This is a genomic window from Methylobacterium sp. 174MFSha1.1, from assembly GCF_900116815.1.
GTDB lineage: Bacteria > Pseudomonadota > Alphaproteobacteria > Rhizobiales > Beijerinckiaceae > Methylobacterium.
Genome location: NZ_FPCB01000068.1, coordinates 1 through 19168, shown reverse-complemented (window position 1 = coordinate 19168; position 19168 = coordinate 1). Strand labels below are relative to the sequence as shown.

Below are 19168 nucleotides of genomic sequence, written 5' to 3'. Positions count from 1 at the left end.
CGGCGCTCAGGTCAAGCGAGGTGGGGACACGGTAGGCCATCGGCGCCTCCCAACAAACCCACACTTTGCCACAAACTTCAGACGCAGGACACTAGGTGATCGCGACCGAACTGAACGAGCGGCAGCGCGTCATCCTGCTTGCCGCGTACGATGAGGATCAGGCTCGTGAGGCAAGGTATAGCGGTCCGGGCGGTTCTTCCGTCCGGCTCTGGCGCTGGATCGAGTACGGGCCTGTCGGCCACAAATGGCTCGATGGGTCGGGTCATCACGTGTTGCGGACCAAGCTCGCCGCTGTGGGACTGGTCAACCAATGTCAAGCGACGCCCGGAACTGACCCTTTTGCGTCATGAAGAACTGGCCCCTCTTCCAGTTTCTATTCCTAAACGGGTGTGGGTTGAGGGGCGGTCGTCGCCCTCTGCAGCAGACCGCTGCGCCGCTTCTCGCGCAGCCGGTAGCTGTCGCCCCGGATGGTGACCACATGGCTGTGGTGCAGCAGGCGGTCGAGGATCGCGGTCGCTACTACCGCGTCGCCGAACACCGTGCCCCACTCCCCCACCGCCCGGTTCGAGGTCACCAGCATCGCGCCCCGCTCGTAGCGCCGGCTGACCAGCTGGAAGAACAGGTGCGCGGCATCCGGCTCGAAGGGCAGGTAGCCGAGCTCGTCCACGATCAGCAGCTTGGGCTTGGCGTAGTGCGTCAGCCGCTCCTCCAGCCGGCCCTCGGCATAGGCCTTGGCCAGTTGCGCTACCAGGGTCGTGGCCGGCGTGAACATCACGCTGTAGCCGGCCACGATCGCCTCCCGGCCCAGCGCCACCGCCAGGTGCGTCTTGCCGACGCCCGGAGGACCCAGAAGCAGCACCGCCTCGCCGTTGGCGATGAAGCGGCCGGTGGCGATCTCGCGGGTCTGCCCCTTGTCGAGGGAGGGCTGGGCCGCGAAGTCGAAGCCGGTCAGGTCGCGCACGAACGGGAAGCGTGCCAGCCCGAAGGCCATCTCGATCCGCCGCTGGTCGCGCCGCGCCACCTCACGCTCGCAGAACAGGGTCAGCGCCTCGCGGATCGTCAGGTCGCGCCGGCCGGCTTCATCAATCAGCGTGTCGAGTTGGTCGCGGAGCGCCGTCAGCTTGAGCCGCCCGAGCAGCGCCGTGAGGTGATCGTGCCCCTCGCTCATCAGAAGCCTCCCCTGGCCACGGCCTCGTATTCCGAGAGCGGCCGCAGTGGTCAGCCCCCATCGGAGTGGTCCGGCCTGAAGTATGGCTTTGAGCCGACGGAGGACGGACGCGATGGGAACGAAGAAGCACAAGCCGGAAGAGGTCGTGGCCAAGCTGCGGCAGGTGGACGTGCTGGTCTCGCAGGGGCAGAGCGTGGCTGATGCGATCCGGGCGATCGGCGCGACCGAGGTCACGTATTACCGCTGGCGCAAGGAGTTCGGCGGGCTCAAGTCGGACCAGGTGCGTCGGATGAAGGAGCTGGAGACCGAGAACCAGCGGCTGCGCAAGGCGATCGCGGATCTCACCCTCGACAAGCTGATCCTGCAGGAGGCCGCCCGGGGAAACTTCTGAGCCCCGCGCGCCGGCGCGCCTGCATCGAGCATGTCCGGACCGTGCTGACGGTCTCCGAGCGGCGCGCCTGTCGCGCGCTCGGGCAGCATCGCTCGACGCAGCGCAAGGTGCCGGGGGGGAGAGACGACGAGGCGGCGCTGCTGGCCGACCTGGTCGAGTTGGCGCGCCGGTATGGCCGCTACGGCTACCGCAAGATCGCCGCCCTGCTGCGGGCGGCGGGCTGGCTGGTCAACGACAAGCGGGTGGAGCGGCTGTGGCGGCAGGAGGGGCTCAAGGTGCCGGCCCGTCAGCCCAAGAAGGGCCGGTTGTGGGACGGGGATGGCTCCTGTGTCCGGCTGCGGCCCGAGCATCGCGATCATGTCTGGTCCTACGACTTCGTCGAAGCGCGCACGCATGACGGGCGCAAGGTCCGCCTGCTGAACGTCATCGACGAGTTCACCCGCGAGTGCCTGGCCATCCGGGTGGCCCGCAAGCTCAAGGCACCGGACGTGATCGATGTGCTCTCGGACTTGTTCATCCTGCGTGGCGTACCTGCGCACGTTCGCTCTGACAATGGACCTAAGTTCATCGCCCAATCTGTGCAGAAGTGGATCACCACCGTGGGCGCAAAGACGGCCTACATCACGCCTGGCTCACCGTGGGAGAACGGCTACATTGAGAGCTTCAACGCGAGGCTGCGGGATGAATTGCTGAATGTGGAGATCTTCTACTCTCTGCGGGAGGCGCAGATCCTGATCGAGAGCTGGAGGAGACACTACAACGGAGTTCGGCCGCACGCCTCGCTCGGCTACCGCCCGCCGGCCCCGGAGGTGTTCGTGCCAGCCTTAACCGCTTGGCCGGCTGCGCTCGCCCGACCGGCTCCGCCGGCCAAGCTACCCGTGGTGGAAAGGCCCACGGTCCACTAACATTCCACTCGGGCCACCTCGTGGGGGCTGATCAACCGCGCCCTTGTCCATCAGCGCGTCCAGCGCGAGCTGCTCGTGCCGCTCGCCGGCCGTCAGGACAGCCGCCATCGGCTTGCCCCCACCCTCGGCTCGCAGGTACAGCTTGGTCGAGAACCCGCCCTGGCTGCGCCCGAGAGCCTTGCCCACACCCTCGACCTACCGTGCGAGCCTATCAGGGGTGACGCCGCGGCGTTCGAGGCTTGGTGCGCCCGCTACGGCTTCCGGTCGCTGCCGGCGAGCCCTGAGGCCGTGGCCGGCTTCCTGGTGGCGGAGGCGGAGGCAGGCCGGGCGGCCTCGACGATCGGCAGGCGTCTCGCGGCCATCAAGTACGCGCACAAGCTCGTCCGGCAGCCGGACCCGACTGAGGACGAGGCGGTGCGAGCCACGATGAAAGGCATCCGGCGCAAGGTCGGGACGGCGCCGGACCAGAAGGCGGCGGCGACGGCCGACGTGCTCATGGCGATGCTGATGCGCACGCCCGACACGCTGACCGGCAAACGGGATAGAGCTCTACTCGCGCTTGGGTTCGCCGGGGCGTTCCGTAGATCGGAGCTGGTCGCCCTCGACGTATCGGATCTGCGCGAGGATCCCGAAGGCCTGCGGGTGCTGGTGCGCCGGTCCAAGGTCGACCAGGAGGGCGCCGGGTTCGAGAAGGCGACCCCGCACGGGCGGTTCATCCGGCCGGTTGCCCTGCTGCGCGACTGGCTCGAGACGGCAGGGATCACCGAGGGGCCCATATTTCGGCCGGTATCAAGGTCGGGCAGGGTTCGAATGACAATGCGGGGTACCAACCCTGCCTGTCTCACCACCCAAGCCGTCGCAGACATCGTGAAGCGGTATGCAACTGCGGCCGGGCTCGATGCCTCGACCTTCGGGGCTCACTCCCTGCGGGCCTGCTACATCACGACAGCAGCGGAGCGCGGCGCGGACCTTGCCCGCATCATGGACCAGTCTGGCCACAGAGATACGCGTACAGTGGTTTCATATATTCGCCGCGTGAATGCGTTTAAGTCTCGCTCAGGGAGCGGTTTTCTATGATAGCGCAAGAAAGTACGATGCTACACAGAAGGGAGGGAGGCAATCTTTTTGGCGTAGCTCGCATCAGAACAAAGGAGTTTTAAAAACTTCCTACACAGAACCGCGACGTTCTGTAATTATTTCTTCATAATCAACTGGGAAGGCTTTCAAAAATATCTCTTCACGGACAATGGTCGGAATATAAATGATGGTTTCAATGTTCATATATGTTATGAAAGACGAACCCCTAAGCAGCTTCTCGACCACATCAACTACATAGGAGCCGGCTGGCTGCGTACCATCAATTGTGCTCAGCCGGAAGGGATGATCGAACATGACGATCTCACGAGTTGTACGCATAGTTCATAGCCAATTTATCAATAAAAATAGAATTCAAAAATCAACTATACCTCCAAGTTGGGAGTCCTCACGTCATGATATTTGATATTACGGATGATTTTATTTGCCGCATCGGCGGAAATTTCACCAGCAGTCACAAGCTCCTTAACGGCAAGAGAAAATTCTTGCGATGTCAGTCCATTGAGCCGCAACTCAGACCGCAGTTTGTCAGTCAACCGCATCATCATGAGATCATGTTTGATCTCAATTTTTGAGGGTAGAGCTAGGCTTCTGCCAAAATTTTTGGACGCTTTCATGGCTGTGAACTCCATTATTTTATTATCATTATTTATTTGAAGATCGGTCGTCCTCCATATCATAGTGTGTATTTATAGCACATCACACCATGAATGGATATCGAGATCATGCTGGCATATTTCGTTCTTTCTAAAGTCCCCCACGTGTTAAGCGTTTTAGTTAATAAATGACCACAAATTCGCTATTGGCCTGCGTATATCAATGTGAGTTCCGTGATTTAAACCATTGATCGGCAGCTGCTCTTCGGTTCTTCGGATCGCCCATATGAACTATCTTTTCGACAATTAAATTTTTATTACGTTCGATCGCCGAAAATCTTCTAACAGCGTCGTATTTCACCGCTCCGGACATCACCGCAACTGTCTGGTTTGTCGAATTTTCAACGTGAGTCATGTTCTTGCCCTCTCAAATTTGCATTTTCAAATGCACCGACTTAAAAGCCAATGATCACCCTGTAAGAAGGTTCCTTATTTGCAAAAATTTCACGCATAAACGGCCTGATCGCACTAAATTTTATAGGGCAGAAATGCTGCACGATGAGTACCTGCTCCACCAAATAGGACTCTGGCACGAACGTGCTGTGATCGGCACATCGCATCGCGCGACGCCGGGCGACACCGCCCCGAGGTGATCACTAGGCGGATGTGCAGCCAACGCTCAGAACCCGAGCGGCAAGCGCAAAGCCGTTCATCTATCCTGGCATCTCGATGTCGCTACGGCTCTCCAGAATGTCCCAGGCCTCGTCAGCGCACGCTGCTTCGATGACGGCGAACCCAGCGTCCGGCGGCGTCCAGCAGGTCGCTCGCCATCATGCGTACGAGGCACGTTAGCCGTAAACTTCGACGCCAACCGACATTTCCAGGAGGGCATTGGCAGGCCCGATGAAGCTGCCCGTCACCGGCATGATCTGGCGAATGTCGCGCGCTACAGCGACCGGGATCAGGTTCGCTCCTCCCACCCTGCGGTTGGTTGGGTCAAAGGTGATCCACCCTGCGCCGGGTAGGTACACCTCGCCCCAAGCATGAGTGGACCCGCCATCGGCCGACCCGAGCAGTGTACGCGTGGGGTCATGCAGATAGCCCGAGACAGCCCTTGCGCCGAAGCCAAGGCTACGGACCGCCTCAACAAAGAGCGTAGCCAGATCCCGGCAGGATCCTAGGCCCGATGACAAGGTTTGGCTCGGCGACTGTGTGCCCTCATCCTCCCGGGCCTGGTAGGTGATCCCGGCACCCACACCAGCATTGATGTCCTTGAGGAGCGACAGAGTGTCGGTGGGGTAGCCCGCAACGAACCCCTGCGCCCAGTTTTGCAGGCGATCCCCATCGGGGTACTTCCGAACCGTCAGTGCTCCCAGGTCCGTCCACTCGTCGTCTGAGTACCGGAAGGGAAACGAGATGGCCGAGGCGGCGATGTCGAAGACCGGATAGGTAGCCGAGGAAAGCTCGACCTGAGCTGCGCTGTCGATGACGAGCGTGTCGGACTGGGTTTCAAAGGTGGCGGTTGCAACCGCGTTCCCGGCAACATCGCTGGCCCATGTCACAGTCGCATTCGGCGTCACTCTGATGTCGCTCGAACGGAGCCTCAGGTCCCGAGCCTCCCGTGGGCGCAACATCAGCCGATGCGGTCCGAGCCCGACGGGCTGTCTGTAGCGGTAAGTCGTCCGGTGGCAGATGCGTAGATCGACCAAGGGATGCTCCTTATGAACCATATCGGACCGCTCCCCACCCCGAGCGGTCCTTCGCGCGATTAAACGCTGGCCGGGTACTGGCGCGCGATCACGGTCCAGATCATCGGCAAGTGCTCGTCAAGCATGTCGCCGATGGCCTTCTCGTCGGTGTGATCGCCGCCGCGGTAGTGCTCAATCGCGGCCATGACACTGCTATGCCCGGCGATCAGCTTGCGAAGTGCGCCGATGATATTCCGGTCTAGCTCGTCGTCGGTGAGGTGGCGCAAGCTGCTCATGTCGGCTTCCTTCTCCAATCTGCGAATGCGGCTCTCAAGGGTACGGTTCATTTCTTCAGGCCCTCCAGGGCGTCGAGGCGGGCTTGCACGTCCGTCACCTCGATTGCCCGCACGTGGGCGTCCACCAGCTTGCCAAGCTCGGCAGCCTCGGACGGGGTGAGTTCGCCTGAGGCTACGGCGGCGAGGAGCGCCCCGGTCGCCTTCGTCAGGTCGGCCGCGGTCTCGATCGGGGGCAGGGCGAAGGGCACAGGGCGGTCCTTGCGGACAGGCATCAGGCGGTCGAGGCACAGACGCAGGGCTGTGGGATCGCCATCCTTCGCCAAGGTCGTGGCCTTGCGCATGATGGCGTCGGCGTCGTCCGACAGGATCAGCTCCATCGCCTGTGCGACCCGGGTCCGACTGCCCTTCGCTCGGCCGGCAGGGTTGCCGCTTTGCCCCTTCTGGAATGGTCGCCCTCTCGCGGGCATCACGATGTCCTCTCGTTTACGGATCTTTATCCGAGCTTCGGCACGGTACCCGCTGTTAGCGCTGTTCAGAACAGCCGCAGAGAAGCGGATCAACACCCACATGCATCAACGGATCAGCCAGACCTCCGATCCGTATCGCGACTGAATGGCCTTGCCCGCTCCTCATAGTTTCGAGCAGTATGATGCCTCACGAGTCCCGTGTAACCCGCCGTGAGGCCTGGAAGAAGGCATTCAGCCTTGTCCACTTCGATGCAGATGGGTTTCAGCGGCCGCGGCGCGAAAGCCTGCTGGTCAGCGTCATGCGGGTTATTGTTGCTGGTAGCCTGCTGGTAGGGTGGGCTTACCTCGGCCCGACAACGCACGCCGCCTCTGCCTCAAGCGCGATATTGGCCATCACCCGTTGAAACAGGTGAGCGGTGGGGGGATCTGCGGTGCTCGTGAGGAACGAGGATCCATAAGACACACAGGGTACCTTACATGGGCGCGCCTGGTTCTTCGCGCCTGCAGCTCTCACGACAAAGCCCAGCAAGCCGGTCTCGGCCGCTGGGCTTCAGGTATCACGTGATCAGGGAAGCTTACGGGCAGTGATGCCTCTTCCTATCGTTGCCGAGGTAAGTGCCGGTGGCCAGGTCATACGACCGGAAGCGTTGGGTGCAGTAGCTCACCTGATCGGCATCGGATGTGACCTCAGTGGCGGCAGGCGCGTCGCCCTCGTCAAACCCGCCGTATCCGGCCGGAGCATAGCCGCCACCATAGTACCCATCATCGTAGCCGCCGTACCCGTAGCCGAGCCCCCCAGCGGCCAAGCCAAGCCCGAGACCCACGCCTAGCCCGGCAGCTCCGTACCCGTAGCCCCGTCCGCGGTAGTAGCCGCCTCGATTGCCGGCGTACCCGCGCCCGCTAAAGCCGCCCACGGCAGGACGGACGCCACCAGCTGCGACGGTACCAACTCCACTTTGACCACCGACAGCAAGCCCCGAGCTGCCAGCAGCGCCACGGAAGCCACCCATACCTCCGCCACCGCGGAAGCCGCCAGCGGCGAGCCCTGAGCCACCGCGGACGCCGCCACCCACACCACCGATGCGCGCGCCGCCAAATCCACCGCCACCAGCGCCGAAGCCGCCACCCCGGAACCCGCCTCCACCGGGGCGGGCATCAGCTGCCGCCGGGAGGAGAGCAAACGCAGCGGCCACGGTCGCTGCAGTGATGAGAGCATATTTCATAGGATTTGTCCGTGGTGAGAGAAGCCTCTCATACTCAGTGAACTTCCCCCGGGTGCTTTCGGTCCATGCTCGCGACAATTCTGCTTGCCAGGAGAAGTAGCGCCGAACGGCGTAGCTTGAGTGCAGGATCCTGTCTGACCTCTCTCATGCAATGCGCCACCCAACACAGGTGCAATGGTTAAGCTTTACACGCCCCGCATCGACGGTCGCTCATGGCCGCAAGGGGACAGAACGATGCTACCCATCATTCGGATCATTGTCGCTGAGGCCATCCTGACTGTGTGGAGCCATGTGGCTCCTGCCAGAGCAGCACACATCGTTCCGATCGAACAGTCAGGTCAGACGGTCGATGCTGCGCCGCTTACCGAGGACTGCTGCCCTCTGCAGGCTTGGCCGTACATCGGCTGAGGCAGCCTGCTGACAGGACCGACCATGATGCTCGCCTCCACTGTCCTCGCCGGGTTCGTCCTCCTGCTGGCTGTGAGCCGCTAAGGGGCTCAGACGTCACTGTTGAATTGGGGGCATGTGCCGGCACCTTCGATCCTGGATCACTTCTCATGCGTTGCCTCGCAGTAGAGGATCACCGCATGCTCGAATTTCAGCACGAAAGAACCGAACTCGCCCGCGCTAATCGGCATATCGAGGATGCGGACCGACGTATTGGTAGGCTCGTCGAACGCATCATGGAGAACAAAGCTAAAGGGTCGGACACGACTGAAGCCGAGAGATTGCTCCATCTGATGCATGAGATCCTGGACCAGTGGCACGCGCACCGGCAGGTCATCCTAGTTGCCATTGAGCGGGGTGGCCGCCAGGGTTGGAACCCAACCGGCTGAGCATACGGGAGGCCGTTCGCCACCCGATGCAGACGTGTCCGTTCTCGGCCCGGGACCACCGCATTAGGCCGGCGCATTCCGAGTATGGGATCTCGCCTTACTCACCCGGGTCACCGCTAATTGCCCTCAGGGCCTCCAGGACGGCGTTTTGGGGTTTGGGCGAATAAAGCCAAGCCTGCAAAAACGCCTCCAGCGCCTCCGCTGCGGATTTCTGGCGTATCCCAGCTGCGGATTTCTGGCGTATCCCAGCCACGTCACCTCACCGGTCGTGTCCGTGCGGTGAGCTTGTTGCCGTCCGGATCACGGAGATAGGCCACGAAGGCGCCGTTCGGACGCTCTGTGGGTGGGCTCTCGATGGCGGTACCCCATGCGCGGTACCAGCCTCGTGCCACGCGATGACGTGATCGCGGCTCGCAGCGACGATACCGATGGTCCCGCCGTTGGCCGCGGTCGCTGGCTTGCCGTCGATCGCCTTCGTGATCATCAGCCGACTACCCTCGTGGGCATAGATCAGCCTCCCTCGCTCATCCATCTTGCCGGGCTTGCCGCCGAGAGCGGAGAACGTCGCATCGTAGAAGGCCCGTGCCCGCTCCAGGTCATTGCTGCCGATAATGACGTGTGGACATGCGTCGCTCCGGAAATGGCGTCATGGGTTAGCCCCAGTCGGGCCTGGAGACGGGTAGGCGGTTGCCCGCCGCGGTAGCTCGCATCACTCCACGGCAACGTCAACGACCTGCTGCCGGGCGTCGGCCGGCGCTGGCTTGCCCGATGGTGGCGCTGGCCGGGCACCCGATCCGCTGTTGCTCACCCGTCTCATGCTGCCCATCCGGCGAAGATTGCTATGCCGCGAATGGTGCGCTCGCCGGCCGGGAGTCGGGTAGGCGCTCTACCCCCGCGAAGTCCCGAACGGGCGCGAAGTCCCGAACGGGCGCACTTACGGGGCAATTCCCGATTTCCCGTGTCGGATCAGAGGCTTCGCTGCGGCGTCCGTCCGACGCTGAAATGCCGGCCACCAGGCTCCTGTCCGAGGCCTCATGGCAGCGCCCGCCGGATGTTGCCCACGGTCTCCGCTGAGACACCAGCCCGCCAACGTATTGCCGCCTGTGAAATATTATCTTGCTGCGAGCCGACATCGCCAAAGCAAAGCTAAAAAAATATCTACGATATTTGTTTGAATGTGCTAATATGTCGTTTCTGCTTCGGAGGTTGTCATGGCCAGTCGCAAACAATTCAATATATCAATCTCTCAAAAGAGAACCGGTATAATATTTGCTGCTACTGCAATAGCCTTGATATTTTGCGGTTTCCTCCTCTATATCAGGCCGGGAGCAGCAGGACCAAATAGCATGGTAAAGGGAGGAGTCGGAGAATTCTCTATATATTTTGCATTGTTTGTTTTTGCTATTTATATAGCCTTTCTTTCTAAAGATTTAATAAATACAAATTCTGTTGTTTCGGTTGGCGACCAAGGCATCTTTGATCGCCGCATATCGACGGGCTGGATACCATGGAGTGCCATACGGGCGGTAAGCATTGTAGATCGCTCCTCACAAAAAAGCCTGTTGTTCAAAATATCTGATTCTTATGATATCACTAAAAACACTAGGCGCCTGATGATCAATCATACTGCTATTAATAAGAATGAGGCGCCATACGAATTCTTGGTTGAAGCTGGTAACCTGAAAGGTGGTTTCGCCGCACTACACAACGCAGTGACCAGTTTTCACCAAATCCCGCAGGATGGTCGCGCTCACTGACGCGGGCGCTAGTGCACTGACGCGGACGAACGCACCACGCCCGCTCTCGCCAACCAATTGCAAACGCACCGGAAATCGCAACGAGCTGTGTACCTTTTGAAGGCGTCAGTGCACTAGGAGGCCCGCGAAGCTGTCGATCACGAGGTCGCGCGGCACAACGAACAACCGGCCCGAACGCGCCTCGTTGGCGCAAAGGGTAATCAAAATGCCCTTAGCCTCGCCGGAGACGTAAGATCACCCCCTATAGGCCGGCCGGGGCGCTGTACCGCTCCGTGAGGGCTGTGTTCCGGCCGGTGTCGCGTTCGGGCAGGGTTCGAATGACAACGGGGGATGCCAACCCCGCACGCCTCACCACCCAAGCCGCCGCTGATATCGTGAAGCGGTACGCAACCGCGGCCGGGCTCGATGCCTCGACGTTCGGGGCTCACTCCCTGCGGGCCGGCTACATCACGACCGCGGCCGAGCGTGGCGCGGATCTCGCTCGCATCATGGACCAGTCCGGGCACCGGGATACCCGGACGGTCGTTGGCTACATCCGTCGGGCGAATGCGTTCAAGGGGCACTCGGGGAGTGGGTTATTGTAGACTATCATCAGATCCACGATCGACGCGGTGTCGAGCAGGCATCTATGCGGTCGGCAAATCTTGCTTGTTTGGCTTAGACACCAAGTCGTTAATAACCTCGCAGGCGTCCGCCATTCCATTCCCGGCCGACATCTGGCCTTGCACCTGGCGACAGGCGATTGACACAGCGGCGGAACTCACCAGCCCGTCAATCATGCGCCGGGCTCGGCGAGCGGTGAAGCGCCAGCGGCTCAGCGAGGCGCCAACCCCGAGACGCACCACCCGCTGCGCTTCGTCGGCGTGGTCGAACGCTACCGGTACAATGAGTTGCGGGCAGCTCGCGGCGAGCGCCTGCGCCACCGTGCCGATCCCACCGTGGTGGATGAGCGCTGCGCAGACCGGCAACAGCCGGCTCAGCGGCGCGTAGGGGACATGCATCACGCCGGCTGGCAGCTCGGCCTCAATCTCCTCGGCCCGGCCGGCGAGCAGGATGCCGCGCTGTCCCGAGAGCCGGCACACCTCTGCAGAGGTGGCGAAGAACGACTGCGCACCAGCCATCGCCGAGCCGTAGGTGAAGACCAGCGGCGCCGGTCCCGCGGCCAGAAACGCCTGTAGGTCCGGCGCTAGGTGGGCGGTGTCGCCATAGGTATCGGCGAGCAGAAAACCGACTTGGCGGAGCTGCTCCGGCCAGTCGGCTTGTGGCGGGGAGTACCAGTCCGGTACGGCGAGCAGTACCCGATCGGGGCTGTGCCACCAGTCCCGTAACCGCTTCACGGGAGCGAGCCCGAGCTCAGCCCGGAAAGCGTTGAGCGGCAGCAGCATAGCAGGGTCGATGACGAACAGGTCTGCGCCGCGACCGACTCCATGTCGCCAGCGAGCCGGTAATAGGTTGGGCAGTGGCAGACCCGGCAATCGTGGTGGCGCGAAGCGGCTCTCGACGAGCATAGGCATCAGGTGAAGGGTCGTCAGGGTTAGCCCAAGCCGCTCTTGTGCTACCCGGGCTCCGAGCGCGAGGGTGGAGGCGACCACCAAATCAGTTCCCGGACAAACCTCCGCTTCCAGCCAGCGGTAGGTCGGCTCAATCGCCTTTGCGATTGCCTTGAGCATGATGCGAGCACCGCGGATCGGGTGCCAAAGCGCCGGCTGCCTTATTACGTGTTCAAAGTCGGCTGATGTGCCGATAGCGTGGAACAGCAGACCAGCGCGAGCGGCAAGCGGCATGAACGGTTCGGGTGCTGCGAGGTATACCTGATGGCCGCGTGCCTGAAGCGCTGCGCCGAGTGCGATAACAGGAAGAATATCCCCATGAGTGCCAAGAGCTACGAGGAAAACGCGGCGATTTTCGTCGATCATCATGGTCGTACCGGGATGCAATGAAGACAGCGCCAGCGCCTTCGAAAGATAATCCTCTGAGTGCGCCTCATTATTTTTCCGTTATTGATGGCGCATAATGAACGACATTGATCATTGTCAATTGAAAATACGCAGTATATAAGATAGCAGAAAAATTTGGTAACAAAATAACAATTGTGAAAAAATTATAATAAGCCTGATATTAGATATTCGATATATCAGAATGCAGCGATCGGCGGCGGGGCCTTCTTCGTTCCCTGCCACATTAGCTTTCGATAATGACGCCTGTCCATGGCAATGCCAGGAGAAGCACGGCTGTCGTGATGCGGAACGCCGGCAGCCGTAGCGAGCCGGGCGAGTTTTCGACCTACCCCTTGTCCCGGCTCGCCCCATCCAGATCACAAGCCGGTGCCTCACTGCCTACAGCTCGTTGGTCCTATCGTCAGGCGGAGTAGGCTGGCTGGCGTGGCGGCTACGTTAGAAGCGAAAAATTGTCTGCACCGAGGTCGCATCCAGAGCAATGTCATTTAGCACTTTTCCCAAAACGTTCGATCTATGACCGCCATAAAAACTTATATTTTATTAATGCTACTTATTTTGGTGGTGATACACATGCATGACAGCAGCAACTTAGCTGTAAATACAATCATAGGATTATAGGTTATGTCCATAAATGACGATATGAGTAATGACAAAAATTTATCTTTCGAAGATCATAGGGATTTTACGATCACATCGTCGAAAAATATCGATATAAATTCATCAATATATGTTATTGAAAGTCGTAAGATGCTTCGCGATTGCCTTGAAAAATGCTTGATTAAGTCATTTAATGACCAAACCATAATGTCGTTTGCATCCATCGATGAATGGGATCAGTCGAAAATATTATGTAGGGAAGGAGAAATCATTATCATATGCTGTGATGCGCTCGAGACTCCTCAAACCAAAGAGGATCGTAATGATCTTCTTTTTCGCTCCGGTATCGAGGCTAGGTTTGTGCTTTTGTGCGACAGCGAAGATTTAGCTGGCGTCGTTGAACAACTGAGTAAGGGCGTACACGGCTATATCCCGACCAGCGTCAGTCTCAATGTGGCGATTGAGGCGATACGACTGGTACAAGCTGGAGGAATTTTCATCCCCTCGAGCTGCGTATTCCAACATTGCGAACCTGTTGAGCCTGTAACGCCTCGCAGCCAATTCACTCCACGCCAGAGCGCGGTGCTAGAGCAGCTGCAGACGGGCCGGTCGAATAAAATAATAGCATTTGAGCTAAAAATGAAAGAAAGCACCGTCAAGGTTCATGTTCGAAATATCATGCGAAGACTCGGCGTCACAAATAGAACAGAAGCTGTTGTTCAGACACATAAAAATAAAACCATATAACAATTTTTAGGAAATAAAACATGTCAAACCGAAGAGAATTATATAGAAATCCCAAGGGGGATTGTTGGTACCTAGGGCGAGAACCAGTGGATGGGAGAACTTTCGTTATCCATCAGCCCAACGGTCCGTCAGGTAGCCGTCTGCGCCATATCGAGCTAGGAGCTTTCCTGAGCGATGGAAGCGGGAAACCAGAGCAACAGGCTTTGCTCCGCTTGATTGGCACTCTTGTTGACGTCCCGCCGTATGCAGACGACGCCTGAAGACTGCACAGCCCGAGTTGCGCTGGCGGGCGTGCTCGTGCAACTCGCAGCCCTCGACGCGCGGTGTAGCGCAGCCATCGTTGTTCGAGAGCACGATCACCGGCACGCCGGTGAGCTTTGGGTCGAACACGCGCTCGCAGGAGTAGTAGAAGGAGTTGCCGTCGATCAGCGCGATCCCCCGGCTCATCGCACGAAGCTCGTCCGCGCCTTCACGTGGTGCCAGCGCACCGAGAACAGCAGCACGCTCCAGAGCAGGCTCTCCTCCAGGTCCTCCAAGGCGAATTCCTGATCCATCTCCCGGGTTGTCGAACGTGAGGGACAACCCCGACCGGAACGTCCTCACGGCCTCGCACAGCAGCGAGTTGGCGGAGCGGTGGGGGCGCAAGACCCGCAATCTGATCGCCAGCCATGGCGGTGACCTCGGCGTCACCCTGTCCGAGGACAGCGCCGCGGCTTACCGATGGGCAACGACGGAAGGAGGCGAGTACCTGCCTGTCGGCGTCGGCATCGCGGGTTTCCGCGCGGACCTTGGCATCATCGACGACCCGTTCGGCAGCTGGAAGGACGCCGAGAGCCGACGGATCCGGGATCGGGTGTGGGACTGGTACTCGGACGACTTCTCGACCCGCCTCAAGCCGGGATCGAAGCGGGTCATCATGTACACCCGCTGGTACGACGACGACCTTGCCGGCCGCATCATCCGCCAGCTCGACGCGATCCGCCGCCCCTACCGATCGATGCGATCCCAAGGCACCTCCTGGCGGGTGTAGCGGCCAGCACTCCACCACCGTGCCATTTGCCGGCGCTGGCGTTGGGGCGGGCATCCCGCCCTTCGGGGCACTCCGGATGCCGTGACGGCGGTAAGGCGCCTTTATCCTGAGAACGTCTGGGCCAGCCTCCACGAGGCGACAGAGCGGCCGTGCCTGTGACGAACCACCCGAGCATCTATTTTTCATTGGTGCCTCAGAAAAAAGCGATATTTTTCGGTGTGTCTTGCGATTGAAATAACGAAAACCCATATAAAACAGATCGATCTTTGGCCGGATCACTGGGCTTCGTCGCTTCGCTTATGCTGAGCACACGCTCTGTCACTCTCTCCAGATCTATCGATTTCGGAGAAATGCCGAGAAAGTGGAGAGATTATTGTGGCAAAGAGCTTCATCACCGGTGCTGCCAGCAGCCCTTCCAATGAAGAGTTTCAAAAGCGCGTGGCGCGGTTGTCAGACATGCCGGTAAAATTACCCACTAATAAGAAGCATCAGAATAAGTCTTCAAAGTGGTCTACTGCGCGACGGCAGCCTGAGGAGCCATCGGATCAATCTAAAACATCTGACGATGTGGATTGAAGAGGGTTCCTCAGCCCAGTGTGCTGGTCAACCGCATCCTTAGCCTCCTTGAGGAGTGAGGCGACCGTTATATTATACAGTAAAGTTGATGAAATTGCGATGTGTGGGCGGCATTCGGTGGTGGCCCAACGTTTGGGGGCTGACAGCCGGACCGCCGCCGCATCCTCGGAAACAAAAGGCCGCCCTTGCGAGCGGCCGAAGTCTAAGGAGGAAACGCCCATGGAGGGCGCTTCTGATTTAGATCACGACAGAGGCGCGTGCCGTGCGAGGTCGCACACGGTGTTGGATCCTCGATGGTTGATACTACCTCGCTTTTCTAGCCGTTCCCTTCCGTCCCTGCCCCAGCCCATTGCTCTTGGCGAGTTCGGAACGCTGGGCTGCATAGTTGGCCGCCACCATTGGATAGTCGCGCGGTAGGCCCCATTTCGCCCGGTATTCGTCGGGCGTGAGGCCCCGTCCAGATAGGTGTCGCTTCAGCGCCTTGTACGGCTTCCCATCCTCAAGGCTGATGATGTGCTCCGCCGTCACCGTTTTGCGGATTGGGATTGGTGGCGTCAGTCTCTCGGGTTCGACAGGAGATGGGGTGCCGAGGCTCCGCAATGCAGCATGCACCGATGCGATCAGCTCGGGCAACGCCGAGGATTGGACGACATTGTGTGCCACATAGGTCGTTATGATGTCGCGGGTGCGCCCGATTGAAATGAGCACAGAGGCTTCGATCTCACTCATGTATCCCTCCAAATCGAGCGATGCCGATTGCATGCAAGGATTTTAACCCATGTCAACTGTGCAGATCATATAATTACGGTTAGGAGAAATGTTAATTGGTGCGGCCTATCATTAGAAATAGGCAAAATTTGCAGGCTTCATAACATCGTGAGAAGCATGCTCGCCTCGATCATGGTGCCGTTTTGCGGCTGCGCACCGATCAGGTCGCCATCGCGTGGGCGAGCACGCACGGCACCGTGCCGATGATCGGGCCGCGGTCCCTCGACCAGCTCCGGAGCAACCTCGGCGCCACAACCCTCGAGCTCTCTTGGGAGCATGTCGGCAGGCTTGACGCAGTCTGGGATTGCCCCGTTTCTGATACTGCTGGCGAATGCAGCAACTCAGGCAGCTTGGCTGATGAGGCGAGCGAAGGGCGATCGTCGGGTCGACGCGACGGTCTCACCCGCCAGCCAATCGGCGATCCGGCCGATGTTGAGGGCGGCGGCGGTCAGCACGTGTTGGAGGTGGACCTTGGCGAGCCCGAGGTAGCGAGCCCGCCGCAGATGCAGGGTCCGCACGCCCAGCGACAGTGTCCCTTCAATACCCGCCCGCCAGCGGTATTGCTCGGCGAAGGCCCCGTCGACCTCTCGCGCGCGTGCCGCCTCCAGCGCGGCGTGTTCCTCTCGTCGACGCGGCGTGAGCAACCGGCGCGGGGAACGCGTACAGTTCTGCTTGAGCGCGCAGGGTTTGCAGTCCGCGCTGGAGAAGCGGATGCGCATCACCGTGCGACCGAGGTTGTGGTCGGGGCTCCAACTCGTCGTGATGTGACCAGCAGGACAGGTGGCGATTTTGCGATCCCAATCGATCTGGAAGTCCTGAAGCCTGAAGGCTCCCGACTGACGCGACTGCCACTGCGTATCCTGCGGGCTCGGCCCGAGCAGCGTCACGGCGTAATTGCGTGTACTGGCGAGCAACAGGTCGGCATCGACATAGCCAGCATCGACCAGGTGCGTGTCTGGCAGAAGATCGTAGGCTGCCAGGTCGGCATGGATGGACCCGAGTGCGTCGCGGTCGGCAACTGGGGCCAGCGTGGTCGCCACATGCGTGATCAGGCGGGGGCGATCCGCGTCGCAGGTCTCGGTGAGGTGGACCTTGTAGCCGATCCACGTCGTCGTGCGCTTCTTGGCGCAGTGCGTCTCTGGGTCGTAGGGCGAGGCGATCATCAGCAGTGAGGGCGGAATGCCTTCTGAGGTTGTTCGCCAGACAACTTGCGTGGTCTGCGGGTTTGAATGATCCGCGTCGACTTCCGTGCCCGTCTCGTCATCGACCGAGACGATCTGGAAGTTCTGCAACCAGACCCGGCCGAGCAGGATCACGGCCGGGATCTCGCGGAGCCAGGTCGGTGCATCGGGAGAGAACACGGCCGCCAGGAGTGTGTGTCCATCGCGGCCGATCTGTTCGGCATGAGCACGACGGGCCGCCTCGCCCTGCGGGACATACAGATCGTCGGTGGGTTTGGCGTAACGCTCGCTCCAGGTTTCCTCGGCGTGAGCACGCAGCCACTCGGGAGCCGCGACGGCGAGGGCATTGAGCGCGGCACGCAGGGTCTCGGTGACGCAACCGAGGCGGTTGAGGCTGCGCACGGCCCCCAGGACATGCGTGCTGTCGGTACGCTGACGGCCTCGCGCGGCCAGAAGCCGGCGCTCGCGGCACAGGGTCAGAAGCGTGTCGAGCAGGAGCGTCTCGGCATGGCCGGCCACGAGGCGAGAGCGGAACTCGCTGAGCACCGAGGCGTCGAAGCCCGGGTCGGTGAGGTCGAGGCCCATCAGGTACTTCCAATCGATGCGGCCACGAGCCGCTTCGGCCGCGAGGCGGTCCGAGAGGCTCTCGGCGAACTGCAGCACGGTGACGAGCGCCAGCCGCCAGGGTGCCTCGGCCGGGCGGCCACGGGAGGAGAACAACGCCGTAAACTGCGCGTCGGTGAACACGGTGCCGAAGTCATCCCTCAGCCTCATGTAAGCGTTGCCCCTCGGGAACGCGGCTCGGGCCACGGCGGCGGTCTGGCTGGGAACCTCGGCGGGTGAGCTTGGCTGCAGCGACATGACGAGCCTCCGCGAGCGTCGGATTGCGCTGCCACATCAACGAGCTAACCAAGCAGAAAGATTCGCCAGCAGTATCCAATCCGGGGCAATCCCAGTACACGCTGTCGGCCGCCACCCAGGCAAACGGCACGTCCGCCGCGATCGCCCGCTTGATCACCGCCAACGCCAGTTGCGGCTTGGTCGCGAAGGCCAGTGTCTCCGGCACGTGCGTGGCCGCCCGCCGGTTCGGGTCGTCGGTCCAGGCCTTCGGCAGGTAGAGGGCGCGGTCGAGGAAGGCATGGCCCTTGGTCGAGACGTAAGCCGCGAACACGCCGATCTGGCAGTTGGTGATCTTGCCTGCCGAGCCAGTATACTGACGATGGACGCCGCAAGAGGACTTGCCCTGCTTGAGAAAGCCGGTCTCGTCGAGGACCAGGACGGCGTCCGGCTCGGCCAGGGTCTCGACGACGTGCTCGCGCACGACATCGCGCAGCGCGTCGGCGTCCCACTGGCTGCGCCCGAGCACCGCCTGCTGACGCCACGGTCCGGGATCGCCAGCCGCCTCGGCTCGCATCCAACCAGTCTTGCGCCGTTCCGTCCCGAGCAGGCCGTCCAGGAAGGCACCGGCCGAGCGGGCGACGCTCGGCGCGGCAAACAGCGGTCGGATCTGATCCTTGGCGTCACGCAGGCTCGTCGACTAGTGTCCTGCGTCTGAAGTTTGTGGCAAAGTGTGGGTTTGTTGGGAGGCGCCGATGGCCTACCGTGTCCCCACCTCGCTTGACCTGAGCGCCGAGGAACGAGCTGAGCTTGAGAGCTGGGCCCGCCGCCGCAAGACAGCCCAGGGGCTCGCCCTGCGTGCCCGCATCGTGCTTCTGGCCTCCGATGGACGGAGCAACACCGCCATCGCGGCGGAACTGAGCACCGGCAAGCACACGGTCGGCAAGTGGCGCGAACGGTTTGCCCGCGAACGCACGGATGGCCTGCTGGATGAACCTCGCTCGGGAGCCCCGCGCCGGATCGGCGACGAGCAGGTCGCCGAGTTGATCGAG

At 60.8% G+C, this 19168-nt stretch carries 23 protein-coding genes and 3 pseudogenes; 9 read left to right on the top strand and 17 right to left on the bottom strand.

Annotation, left to right across the window (positions count from 1 at the left end; all coding sequences use genetic code 11):
* The first annotated feature begins 95 nt into the window (after positions 1-95).
* Entirely contained in the window at positions 96-350 is a 255-nt protein-coding gene (locus BM430_RS34425) for a hypothetical protein (protein WP_143132205.1), read from the top strand.
* Positions 351-379: 29 nt separating this feature from the next.
* Here BM430_RS34425 and istB read toward each other — a convergent pair whose 3' ends face one another.
* On the bottom strand, positions 380-1171 hold the full coding sequence (gene istB, locus BM430_RS32805) for an IS21-like element helper ATPase IstB (protein WP_210188474.1): 792 nt from the start codon (positions 1169-1171) through the stop codon (positions 380-382).
* Between the two features lie 109 nt (positions 1172-1280).
* Here istB and BM430_RS32800 point away from each other — a divergent pair.
* Positions 1281-2464 (top strand): IS3 family transposase gene (locus tag BM430_RS32800; RefSeq protein ID WP_093571369.1). Its coding sequence is split into 2 segments (ribosomal slippage): positions 1281-1545 and positions 1545-2464, totalling 1185 coding nucleotides; the frame shifts between segments, so codons are not numbered across the junction.
* Between the two features lie 15 nt (positions 2465-2479).
* On the opposite strand, the pseudogene BM430_RS32795 reads toward BM430_RS32800, so the two are convergent.
* Positions 2480-2659, bottom strand: a pseudogene (locus BM430_RS32795) (IS5/IS1182 family transposase); the annotation flags it as partial.
* Here BM430_RS32795 and BM430_RS32790 point away from each other — a divergent pair.
* On the top strand, positions 2624-3541 hold the full coding sequence (locus BM430_RS32790) for a site-specific integrase (RefSeq protein WP_093571376.1): 918 nt from the start codon (positions 2624-2626) through the stop codon (positions 3539-3541). The pseudogene BM430_RS32795 and the gene BM430_RS32790 sit on opposite strands and share 36 nt — an antisense overlap.
* Positions 3542-3631: 90 nt before the next feature.
* Here BM430_RS32790 and BM430_RS34420 read toward each other — a convergent pair whose 3' ends face one another.
* The 10 genes and pseudogenes from BM430_RS34420 to BM430_RS35450 all read right to left on the bottom strand — a co-directional run bounded on the left by BM430_RS34420 (position 3632) and on the right by BM430_RS35450 (position 9278).
* Complete coding sequence (locus BM430_RS34420; RefSeq protein WP_143132204.1) at positions 3632-3856, bottom strand: hypothetical protein; 225 nt, start codon at positions 3854-3856, stop codon at positions 3632-3634.
* A gap of 68 nt (positions 3857-3924) precedes the next feature.
* A complete protein-coding gene (locus BM430_RS34415; RefSeq protein WP_143132203.1) occupies positions 3925-4191 on the bottom strand; it encodes a hypothetical protein in 267 nt (88 codons plus the stop codon).
* A gap of 524 nt (positions 4192-4715) precedes the next feature.
* Positions 4716-4989 (bottom strand): annotated as a pseudogene (locus BM430_RS35465) (response regulator); the annotation flags it as partial.
* Between the two features lie 14 nt (positions 4990-5003).
* Positions 5004-5864: a transglutaminase family protein gene (locus BM430_RS32780; protein WP_093571375.1), complete on the bottom strand. Its 861-nt coding sequence runs from the start codon at positions 5862-5864 to the stop codon at positions 5004-5006.
* A gap of 59 nt (positions 5865-5923) precedes the next feature.
* The gene (locus BM430_RS32775) at positions 5924-6190 is read right to left on the bottom strand and encodes a hypothetical protein (protein ID WP_093571368.1); all 267 of its coding nucleotides are present in this window, start codon (positions 6188-6190) and stop codon (positions 5924-5926) included.
* Complete coding sequence (locus tag BM430_RS32770) at positions 6187-6606, bottom strand: DUF5681 domain-containing protein (RefSeq protein ID WP_093571367.1); 420 nt, start codon at positions 6604-6606, stop codon at positions 6187-6189. The genes BM430_RS32775 and BM430_RS32770 overlap by 4 nt, the downstream gene beginning before the upstream one ends.
* Positions 6607-7181: 575 nt before the next feature.
* Complete coding sequence (locus BM430_RS35460) at positions 7182-7271, bottom strand: BA14K family protein (RefSeq protein WP_244539774.1); 90 nt, start codon at positions 7269-7271, stop codon at positions 7182-7184.
* Positions 7272-7432: 161 nt separating this feature from the next.
* Positions 7433-7762: a hypothetical protein gene (locus BM430_RS35455; protein WP_244539772.1), complete on the bottom strand. Its 330-nt coding sequence runs from the start codon at positions 7760-7762 to the stop codon at positions 7433-7435.
* A 615-nt stretch (positions 7763-8377) separates the two neighbouring features.
* Positions 8378-8602: a hypothetical protein gene (locus tag BM430_RS32760; RefSeq protein ID WP_093571365.1), complete on the bottom strand. Its 225-nt coding sequence runs from the start codon at positions 8600-8602 to the stop codon at positions 8378-8380.
* Positions 8603-8919: 317 nt separating this feature from the next.
* A pseudogene (locus tag BM430_RS35450) lies at positions 8920-9278 on the bottom strand (VOC family protein).
* Between the two features lie 598 nt (positions 9279-9876).
* On the opposite strand from BM430_RS35450, the gene BM430_RS34410 reads away from it, so the two are divergent.
* Positions 9877-10422 carry an STM3941 family protein gene (locus BM430_RS34410; protein WP_143132202.1) on the top strand — a complete coding sequence of 182 codons (546 nt, stop codon included), beginning with the start codon at positions 9877-9879 and terminating at the stop codon, positions 10420-10422.
* 317 nt (positions 10423-10739) lie between these two features.
* Positions 10740-11006 (top strand): tyrosine-type recombinase/integrase, encoded by a 267-nt coding sequence (locus tag BM430_RS32750; RefSeq protein ID WP_093571374.1) that lies wholly within the window; start codon positions 10740-10742, stop codon positions 11004-11006.
* A gap of 42 nt (positions 11007-11048) precedes the next feature.
* Here the strand turns inward: BM430_RS32750 and BM430_RS32745 are convergent, their stop codons facing one another.
* A complete protein-coding gene (locus tag BM430_RS32745; protein ID WP_244539771.1) occupies positions 11049-12341 on the bottom strand; it encodes a glycosyltransferase in 1293 nt (430 codons plus the stop codon).
* 660 nt (positions 12342-13001) lie between these two features.
* Here BM430_RS32745 and BM430_RS32740 point away from each other — a divergent pair.
* A complete protein-coding gene (locus BM430_RS32740) occupies positions 13002-13724 on the top strand; it encodes a response regulator transcription factor (protein WP_093571364.1) in 723 nt (240 codons plus the stop codon).
* Between the two features lie 105 nt (positions 13725-13829).
* Here the strand turns inward: BM430_RS32740 and BM430_RS34985 are convergent, their stop codons facing one another.
* Positions 13830-14171 carry a hypothetical protein gene (locus BM430_RS34985; protein WP_177303248.1) on the bottom strand — a complete coding sequence of 114 codons (342 nt, stop codon included), beginning with the start codon at positions 14169-14171 and terminating at the stop codon, positions 13830-13832.
* A 124-nt stretch (positions 14172-14295) separates the two neighbouring features.
* Here BM430_RS34985 and BM430_RS32730 point away from each other — a divergent pair, with 124 nt between their 5' ends.
* Positions 14296-14754, top strand: coding sequence for a hypothetical protein (locus tag BM430_RS32730; protein ID WP_143132201.1), 459 nt, complete (start codon positions 14296-14298; stop codon positions 14752-14754).
* Between the two features lie 375 nt (positions 14755-15129).
* Positions 15130-15330: a hypothetical protein gene (locus BM430_RS34405; protein WP_143132200.1), complete on the top strand. Its 201-nt coding sequence runs from the start codon at positions 15130-15132 to the stop codon at positions 15328-15330.
* 303 nt (positions 15331-15633) lie between these two features.
* On the opposite strand, the gene BM430_RS32725 is transcribed toward BM430_RS34405, so the two are convergent.
* The 3 genes from BM430_RS32725 to BM430_RS32710 all read right to left on the bottom strand — a co-directional run bounded on the left by BM430_RS32725 (position 15634) and on the right by BM430_RS32710 (position 18807).
* Positions 15634-16059 carry a Ros/MucR family transcriptional regulator gene (locus tag BM430_RS32725; RefSeq protein ID WP_093571372.1) on the bottom strand — a complete coding sequence of 142 codons (426 nt, stop codon included), beginning with the start codon at positions 16057-16059 and terminating at the stop codon, positions 15634-15636.
* A gap of 380 nt (positions 16060-16439) precedes the next feature.
* The gene (locus BM430_RS32715; protein WP_093571371.1) at positions 16440-18140 is read right to left on the bottom strand and encodes an IS1182 family transposase; all 1701 of its coding nucleotides are present in this window, start codon (positions 18138-18140) and stop codon (positions 16440-16442) included.
* Positions 18037-18807 carry an IS701 family transposase gene (locus BM430_RS32710; protein WP_244539773.1) on the bottom strand — a complete coding sequence of 257 codons (771 nt, stop codon included), beginning with the start codon at positions 18805-18807 and terminating at the stop codon, positions 18037-18039. Before BM430_RS32710 ends, BM430_RS32715 begins: the two co-directional genes overlap by 104 nt.
* A gap of 64 nt (positions 18808-18871) precedes the next feature.
* On the opposite strand from BM430_RS32710, the gene BM430_RS32705 reads away from it, so the two are divergent.
* Positions 18872-19168, top strand: a 297-nt coding sequence (locus BM430_RS32705; RefSeq protein ID WP_143132019.1) for a helix-turn-helix domain-containing protein, incomplete at its 3' end; no start/stop codon positions are given.